Source organism: Candidatus Thermoplasmatota archaeon, assembly GCA_034660695.1.
In the GTDB taxonomy this organism is placed as follows: Archaea; Thermoplasmatota; E2; order UBA202; family DSCA01; genus JAYEJS01.
On the sequence record JAYEJS010000080.1, the window covers coordinates 1 to 8,372 of the forward strand.

At 38.7% G+C, this 8,372-nt stretch carries 10 protein-coding genes and 1 tRNA gene; 3 read left to right on the forward strand and 8 right to left on the reverse strand.

The genetic code is table 11. The features are described from left to right. Positions 1 to 260 precede the first annotated feature (260 nt). A complete protein-coding gene (locus U9O96_04030) occupies positions 261 to 386 on the reverse strand; it encodes a hypothetical protein (GenBank protein ID MEA2054272.1) in 126 nt (41 codons plus the stop codon). Positions 387 to 554: 168 nt separating this feature from the next. Between U9O96_04030 and U9O96_04035 the strand changes: the two genes are divergently transcribed. Continuing rightward, a complete protein-coding gene (locus U9O96_04035) occupies positions 555 to 1,418 on the forward strand; it encodes a presenilin family intramembrane aspartyl protease PSH (protein MEA2054273.1) in 864 nt (287 codons plus the stop codon). Here U9O96_04035 and U9O96_04040 read toward each other — a convergent pair. The 3 genes from U9O96_04040 to U9O96_04050 form a co-directional block, all read right to left on the reverse strand. Then, entirely contained in the window at positions 1,411 to 2,301 is an 891-nt protein-coding gene (locus U9O96_04040; GenBank protein MEA2054274.1) for a rhomboid family intramembrane serine protease, read from the reverse strand. The two genes, U9O96_04035 and U9O96_04040, sit on opposite strands and share 8 nt — an antisense overlap. Then, positions 2,298 to 4,463 (reverse strand): phospholipase D-like domain-containing protein, encoded by a 2,166-nt coding sequence (locus U9O96_04045; protein ID MEA2054275.1) that lies wholly within the window; start codon positions 4,461 to 4,463, stop codon positions 2,298 to 2,300. The genes U9O96_04040 and U9O96_04045 overlap by 4 nt, the downstream gene beginning before the upstream one ends. A gap of 25 nt (positions 4,464 to 4,488) precedes the next feature. Beyond that, positions 4,489 to 4,563, reverse strand: a tRNA-Arg gene (locus U9O96_04050). 47 nt (positions 4,564 to 4,610) lie between these two features. Here U9O96_04050 and U9O96_04055 point away from each other — a divergent pair. Further along, on the forward strand, positions 4,611 to 4,799 hold the full coding sequence (locus U9O96_04055; GenBank protein ID MEA2054276.1) for a hypothetical protein: 189 nt from the start codon (positions 4,611 to 4,613) through the stop codon (positions 4,797 to 4,799). Positions 4,800 to 4,889: 90 nt separating this feature from the next. Then, the gene (locus U9O96_04060; protein ID MEA2054277.1) at positions 4,890 to 6,143 is read left to right on the forward strand and encodes a C1 family peptidase; all 1,254 of its coding nucleotides are present in this window, start codon (positions 4,890 to 4,892) and stop codon (positions 6,141 to 6,143) included. 229 nt (positions 6,144 to 6,372) lie between these two features. Here the strand turns inward: U9O96_04060 and U9O96_04065 are convergent, their stop codons facing one another. From U9O96_04065 to U9O96_04080, 4 genes are all read right to left on the reverse strand, one after another. Beyond that, entirely contained in the window at positions 6,373 to 6,543 is a 171-nt protein-coding gene (locus U9O96_04065; protein MEA2054278.1) for a CxxC-x17-CxxC domain-containing protein, read from the reverse strand. Between the two features lie 118 nt (positions 6,544 to 6,661). After that, positions 6,662 to 7,198, reverse strand: coding sequence for a hypothetical protein (locus tag U9O96_04070; protein ID MEA2054279.1), 537 nt, complete (start codon positions 7,196 to 7,198; stop codon positions 6,662 to 6,664). Further along, entirely contained in the window at positions 7,131 to 7,727 is a 597-nt protein-coding gene (locus tag U9O96_04075) for an FAD-dependent oxidoreductase (GenBank protein ID MEA2054280.1), read from the reverse strand. Before U9O96_04075 ends, U9O96_04070 begins: the two co-directional genes overlap by 68 nt. 233 nt (positions 7,728 to 7,960) lie before the next feature. Continuing rightward, on the reverse strand, positions 7,961 to 8,372 hold a 412-nt coding region (locus U9O96_04080), incomplete at its 5' end, for a hypothetical protein (protein ID MEA2054281.1).

Below are 8,372 nucleotides of genomic sequence, written 5' to 3' on the forward strand. Positions count from 1 at the left end.
TTCGTATGCGCCTTGTGAAAGTCATGTAGTGTTAATAACACTACGCATATAATAATTTCGAAGTAATTTTTCTTGATTGAACATCTTATCAGTTGTTTATGTAGTGTTATAATAGGGCAAATCTAGGTTATCAGCTTTTTTGCTGCATCATGCAGTTGCTTTGGTATGGAAACTGTAGTGTATCCTTCCATTGTACATAAACTAATGCAAAAGGCATTTATAAGCTTTTGTTCTGGTTATTTACCTTCGCTCCTCCGTCGTCAGTACACTATTACATTTACAAGCATATCTCTCCCACCCTTTACTTTTTTCCGAGCATTTTTTAAAATGGTTTTGTCGTGTAAGTCCGTTATTTTTCCAGGCTTATGCAGCCTTACTCCTAGCATTAAAAAGCCGTATCGGAAGCATTTAAAAAATCAGAAAAGCCTTTGGGGCTGGGTGACATAGTAATCAACATTTTTTGTGAGCCATGCCTTCAATTTTCATTTTGCGGGATTCTATCGCTATTCAAATCATATCGGGACAATTATATATCAAAATATCATTTCCTGGCAATGAAAGAAAAAGATATGATTCCCATCATTGCCATGGGGCTCCTATTCCTTGTTATCCAGTTTCTGGCCCTGGCGGCGACAGAACCATTTCATGCAGTGGGTGCAAAAGCATTTGAAAATCCAGATGACCCGGCAAATGTTCTGCAAGTTATCCTCATTGTCATCGTATTCACCGCATTTATCCTTTTAATTGCAAGATACAAAAAAAAATTTGTGAAGTACATAATCCTGTTTGTATTTTTTATGTCGATATATTACATATTTCAGGCATTTTTTTTGGTTATCGTACCTTCTATTTCCTTTTCAGTTTCATTTATACTCGCAATTCTCGCAATCATCCTGCTCATGAAATATCCAGAATGGTATGTCGTTGACATCCTGGGCATGATAATCGCAGCGGGCATTATTGCAATATTTGGCGTTTCCATTTCAATCCCATTGACAATAGCTTTGCTGTCGATACTTGCCATATATGATGCAATTTCAGTTTACAAGACAAAACACATGATAAGCCTTGCAGACACGGTCGTGGGAGAAAGCCTTCCACTCCTCATGGTTGTACCAAAAAAACGCAACTATTCTTTTTTGAAAGAGACGGGCTTGAGGAAAGAAAGAGATGCTCTTTTCATGGGTCTCGGGGATGTCATCGTACCCGGCATACTCGCATCCACCTCATATTTTTCTGGAAGCTTTATTGTGGCAATATCGGTGATAACAGGCTCGTCGGTCGGATTTTTTTTACTGATGCGATTGGCAGCAAGAGGCAATCCGCAGGCAGGGTTGCCATGCCTTAACGGAGGGGCAATAATTGGCTATGCTATATCCAGCTATATTTTATTTGGAAAATTCATAGGCTTTACATGATTTTGTAACCACAGTTTTTGCAATGTATTCCTTTGCCCCCCACAAGTTTACCGCCGCATTTAGGGCATTTCAGCTTTTTTACCAAGTAAGAAAGCCATGCCTCCCTAACCTCCGAAACATCGGATTCCTTTATCTTCTCGAAAATTTCTCTCTGCTCCTCATTATGAATTAAAGTCTCCAAAACATTGAAATTTACGCCAGCGGGCCTTTCATGGTCAGCTTTTTTCCTTATGGAAATGGAGAGAAGTATGCCGGAAATAATTCCTCCAATGTGGGCAAGGTGTGCCACCCCATCTGATATGCCGCTGAACGTGTAGATACTCTCCATGGACGCAAACAACAGCGTTGCCACTACTACTGGCATTCTTATGAACAGGATGATAGGAAAGGGAATGGGCATGACAACCTCATCCCTTGGATAAAGTGCGGCAAACGCTCCGAGAATGCCGAAAATTGCCCCGGATGCACCTACAAGCATTATGTTGCTTCCCCAATTAAAAATGGAGAAAAATATTGCACCAAAAATTCCAGTGGCAAAATATATGGCGGCAAATTTTCTACTGCCAACTCGCTGTTCAAAGGGAATGCCTACGAGCAGAAATACAATCATATTCATGAGGATGTGGAAGATGTCACCGTGAACAAATATGGAGGTGAACAGCGTATGGACGTGCGTGATGTCTTCCAGATAGGAGGGCTTAAATGCCAGATCGGAGAATATTGGAGAATATGCTGTAGAAAAACCATGGGATGTTAAAATTAGAAGGAAAAAAATTATGAAATTGATAACCACGATCATCTGCGATATCAGTATTTTTTTCTTTGCCGCATATGCGAGGCCGAACAGCATGATGAAAACAGATATAATTGAAAGGAAATTCATTTTCTCCTCCAGTGGAAATATAAAAGCAAAAATGCAATTGCAAAAACTGCAGTGACTGCCAGAGCATTTACATAATTTGTTTCACTCATTTCATCTTCTTCCTCATACCCGGAAAGGTTCCAGTCATAGTTAAATATTTTTGTAAAATATTTTCCGACATCTTCATTCTCAATGATTATTCCCACTTCTCTGTTATTTCTCACTGAATTTTCATTCCAGTTTATAGATGAAACCAATGTTTTGTTTCCGTCCACAATCATACCCTTATTATGCATGTTGCTGAAATAAGACCAGTTAGAATATACAAATTTTACATCTATATCGTTTTGCTTCAAGTATTTCATTGTTTCTTCATTCATTTCATTTGTTGATTCATATGATGGATTGTAATTCATTATAACACGCACCTTTATGTCCTCATCACTTTTATTCACTATCTCTCTCAAAAAAGGATTCAGTCCGTCCCAGTTTTTTTGTATATATAACTGCTCGACCAAAATGCTTTTTCTTGCAGAATTTATCAGCCTGCAAATCTTTCCCTCCGCATTATCAGGAGAAAGAATAACGGTGCAATTGAATGTGCCGTTTATTGTTTCCGGAGAAAAGGTGGGATGGTAATTCCCCTCGGGTGTTCCTTCGTTCATAACAAAGTCAGGATAAGGATTGCCGTACCTAAAATCCGATGGGTTGAAGGGTATAATATCTTCAGCGTAATCAGTATCTTCTTTTAGGACATCCAGAAGGAAATTTGCCAGACTTTCATTTCTCACGACAACACCCCACTCCCTGTTCCCAAACGTATTTGACGCAGGCACACCTGTTTTACCCCAGTTTGCTGATTGAATTATCGACGTTTCATTATCTATGATGGCATACTTTGCATGATCAAATGTATACCGACGGTATTTTCCTTCGCTTTCGTCCCCCACCATATAAAACAATTTTCCTCCCGCCTCGGAAATTTTACTGGCGATATATCTTTCTTCCATGCTCAGCCCTCCTGCAGGATGGCCTTCGAGAAGTAATTTTATTGAAACGTTTTTATCTAAAACGCGGTGAAGGGAGTAGTAAAGTTGAGGGCTGGTGAACTCGTATATGTTCAGGCATATGGATTTTTTCGCCCTTTCAATTTCTGAGGATATGGTATCGAAAGAGTTATCCGGTGAGGAGAAGAGAGTTACGTTTCCCCTGAATTGAATCCGAAACGGAGAAAAATCGGATTGCCCGATGCGATATGTTCTGTTGTATTCCCAGTCGTTACTGGAATTTGTGTCGATGAATTTGCCGTTATATTTTCTTTTCATTATCTCTCCTGCACCAACCGCATTTATTGATTTAACTTCCCCTCCACCACTGAAATTTTTATTTCCGTATACAACTGTATCGATGGTATGATTGTACAGGTCTTTAAGGCATACAACACCTCCTTCATTTGAAAGAATAAACGAGCCTTTTCTTTCGAGATTTGGAGTGGAGGAACAATCATAATACTCAAAGTCTGGTACCTCTCCTATTTCCGCAAAGAATGAAGATGCATTCTGTGTGATGCATATGGTCTGATTTTCGTTCATGAACATGTTGGGAAAAATGACTTTGGTTTGTTTATCTACTCTTTTCCACGGATCCTTTGTCAGATACCATCCGTAGAGATGTATTTTCTTCGAAGTCGGGTTATGAATGCATACATATTCATTATTTTTATTCGGACGGGCATAATAATAAATCTCTGTTATTGTAATTTTTTTCTCGTATTCATCTGGCATGGTGTCGAAAATTTTTATGGAAGTGACGGCATCGTTGTTACTGTTATTTTCATCATCTATGTCAACATGGGCTATGATTGCACATTCTCCTGTAAATCCTTTTGTATCCCAGTAAACAGACGGGAGCCTGTAGACATTTATGGAATCATAATGTTTTCTCTCTATCAAATTTAATTCATTTATTTCATCATGATAAAAAGAAACGGTGAAAGGAGGAATAGTTGCATTTCCCGTGCCGCAGTTTTCCACCCTTGCCTTTATTTTTATAAGCTCACCCTCGCCAATGCATGATCTTTCAACCTTCACCCATTTCAGCCTTAAATCTATACCGTCTCCGTATGGCTGGGAAACTGAAAAATTAGGTATTAGAAGCAAAATGCCCATCAATATAGCCAGCATTTTCATAATATTATGTTCAAATTAGCGGGCCCGAGGGGATTCGAACCCCTGATCTACAGCTTAGGAGGCTGTCGCCCTGTCCTGGCTGGGCTACGAGCCCTTGCCCCGTATAAGGAATTGTTATTTATTAAGTATTCTGGTGAGGGATTGGAGGCAGGGAGGGTGGCGAGGCTGTGCGCCTTTAAACAATGTGAATTCTGGTTGAATTACAACGGCGTCAGTTGCATAGAGCCAGCGGGAGTTAAATATAAACAGCCCATAGGCAATTCACTCGAGGAAATAGACCGCACTGCATATCTTGAGAAGGGTGTTGCAGGATCAACAGGAATGGGGTAGTTTTAGATACATGCATAGTCGGGTAAGTAAGCTATCATGCAAGCTTTTTTAAACAAATTGTTGATTACATATTTTAGGGGTGAGAGAAAGATGAAGAAATTGGCATTGAAAGGTTTAGTTTGTGTTTTAGTAGGGATATTATTTTTAATTCCAACAAACTTTGCGGATGGGGATGAAGAAGATGAGTTATCTTTAGAACACCAAGTTTTAACACAAGAAAATCCTTTAGTGAAGGGGTTGTTTGCTGAATTATTTCCAGTTGAAGGTGAGAAATTTATGGGTAAAGTTCCTCCTCAATGGGATTGGAGAGATGTGGATGGGTATGATTGGACAACACCGATAAAAGATCAATTGCAGGATGTTTGTGGAAGTTGTTGGGCTTTTGGTTCACTTGCTGCATTAGAATCTGCGATTAAAATTTGGAGAAATGAACCTGAAACGGATGTTGATCTTTCTGAACAATATATGCTTTCGTGTTCACCGGGAAGTTGTGAGGGTTGGTATTGGTTTAACACGCTTAATTGGATAAAAAATAATGGAGCCATACCAGAATCGTGTTTTCCATATGAAGCAGATGATACTATCCCGTGTGATGCTAAATGCACAGAATGGAGAGAAATGCTAATAGGAATAGACGGTTATCACGCAGTTCATTCAGATGTTTTATCAATCCAGAACGCTCTTGTTGAATATGGTCCTTTGGGTACGACGATGGATGTATATGATGATTTTTATCCGAATTATACTGGTGGCGTGTATAGCCAAACAAGTAATGAGTATGTATTTGGTCATTGTATTACGATTGTTGGGTATGATGATACATGGGGGGGAGAAGGTGAGGGATATTGGATTTGTAAAAACAGTTGGGGAACAGAGTGGGGTGAAGATGGGTGGTTTAGAATTGCCTATGGAGAATGCAAAATTGAAAAAAGCACATACTATTTTACTGGACCAAATTATCCTCCTAGCAGACCAGAGAAGCCAGAGGGTGTAATGAAGGGAAAAGTTGGAGAAGAATATACTTATTCAGCAACTGCAATAGACCCAGATGATAATAAAATAAAGTATTGTTTTGAATGGGGAGAGGGCAATACTACGTGGACCAGCTTTGTTAACTCTGGAGAAACAGTCAGGGTGAATTATACATGGACTACAAAGGGGGACTATGACATTAGGGTAAAAATTAGAGATGAACACGGATTAGAAAGTGATTGGTCAGACCCACTACCAGTGAGTATGCCAAAAACCTATCAAAATCCTTTTACAATGTTACTCGAAAAAATCTTTGAGTGGCTAGAGCAAATACTTGTAAGAAATGTATTCACAGGGATATTCAACCCCTAAACCTTAAAAAAATACATCATTGCTGTTACGAAATAGAGGCATTCCAACAGATAAGAAAAACCGTCAAAGTAGGCAAATGGAGATAATCATACCAACCCCCTTAGAATCGTAGCGCTAGGCTAAAATCCTTATGACTTTGAAATTTTTAAAATAATAGCGGGGCATTAACCCCTAAAGATGGAGATTAGATCTTTAGATAAGCTTTTACTCTAATCGAGATATACTTTTCTCAATATCTACGTCTATGCTTGCTAAAGCAGTCCCTGCAATAAACAGGTCTTCCTTCTGTTGGTTTAAATGGCACTTCGGTTTCCTTACCACAATCAGAGCAAATTACTTTATGCATCTCTCTTGGCGGTCTGTCAAACCTACTGCCACTTTCTCTTCTTTCTCTATACATTATCAATACCTTTTTCTCTACTGTATGTAGAGCAATAGAGTAAATTAAATCCCTATTTATAGTTTTGTAAAAACAATCGGATGGCGTATTTTGTAACGCTAGGCCAAAATCCTGAGATTTACCTTATCATATATTTTCTTCGTTTTCTATACATATCTGATGAAATTTTGCAGATCACCTTGAGCAATATGTGAAAAAAGTATTCTGATACATTTGCTATCTTGAGTAATCTATGGTAATTATATGCACTTGCAAATATCTTTGATAGTTTTTTCTTCCAGGCTTTCTCATATTGAGATAAATCAACATTCCTAAAGTTGTTTTTTGACATTTCTATAATTTTATCGGCCGCTATCCTTGCACATATCATTGAAGTCAATGTACCAGCGCCTGTTCCGGCCAGTACCTGGGATGCTGAATCGCCTACCAGTATCGTATTTTTACTGTATGACTTGATGGGCTTTGATATTGGGATAATGCCAACTTTCCATTCCTTAACTTCTGGAAACCTATCCTTAAACTTGTTGAAACTCTCCTTAAAGTGGTTTGGCTTGGCGGTACCAATACCAATATTCCATCCGCTTTTTTTAGGAAAAAACCATGAATAACCCCAAGGAATAACTGTTTTTTTTAAGTTCAATATGACAACTATCATATGGTTTTCCCAAGTCAGGATGAATTCCATAAGCAGCGATACCGATATTTGGCCTTGCAATGCCCATATACTCCCTAACGATCGAATTTACGCCGTCTGCGCCGACAACTATTTTTCCCATGATATTCTGAGGAATTACCCTTAGATAATTTCCATCGGTTGTTATCAAATTCACTTTAGAGTTCATGACTATTTTCCCGCCATTCGTTACTGCCTGCCGTGCAAGCTCTTTTTCCACCGATTTTTTGTCGCTCATTATTATGGGCATATACAAACCAATTTCGCCGTATTTGGTAGATATGGTGGTATTGTATATTATCTTCTCAATGCCTTCCTTACTCTCATACAAATCAAAGAAGTTGTATCCCGCCAATTCAAGATATATTCCTTCACCACAAGCTTTCTGGAAAAAATCGTTATGTTCTTCAAGCAAAATAAAATCGATACCTTTCTCTGCAAGAAACTTTGCAAGTGTTAATCCAGCGATGCCCCCGCCAATGATAACAACATCAACTTTTTTTGCTTCCATTTAGAATATTATATCACATTTCCTGTTAAATGTGTTTTTATATGTTTAGTCTCTACGAATAAGCTCCATTTTGTAACCTAATTGTTTCTCCTCGGGTGACGAGAAGAAACAATCTATTCCTCTAAAATTTTCAGATGGAGGAAAACGAGGGATGGAAAACAGAGTTTTCGGGTCCAAACAAGAAAAAGATGATGGCCAACTCTAACATATTGCAGATGCGAGTTCAGCGTTTGTTAGGTTTCAGAGCTGTTCTCCCTCTCTTTTAGCCAGTCTCTTGCCAGTTCTTCCATAACGAATTTGATGGTTGATTTGGGTATTCCATCTCTGAAATATTTCTTTCTGTCCGGATCATCCTTGAATTGAAGGTTTATCTGAATCCATAAGTTGTACAGCAGGATGGCCTGAAGATACAGAAATAACCTGATCGAATCATATAAAGAATGAGTTTGGCCATTGAAGTCATTGATGCATCTATATCCAGTTTCTATCCCCCATCTCTTCTTGTAGTAGAGAGCTATTCTCAAACAGAAATGCCTCAACGATTCATTCTCTTCTGGGTACAGATCGGTGTAAAAGCTGATCCACCCTTTTTTCTTCAACGGATATTTTATACCTTGTTTTCTCAGCCATTTTATATCTATAACC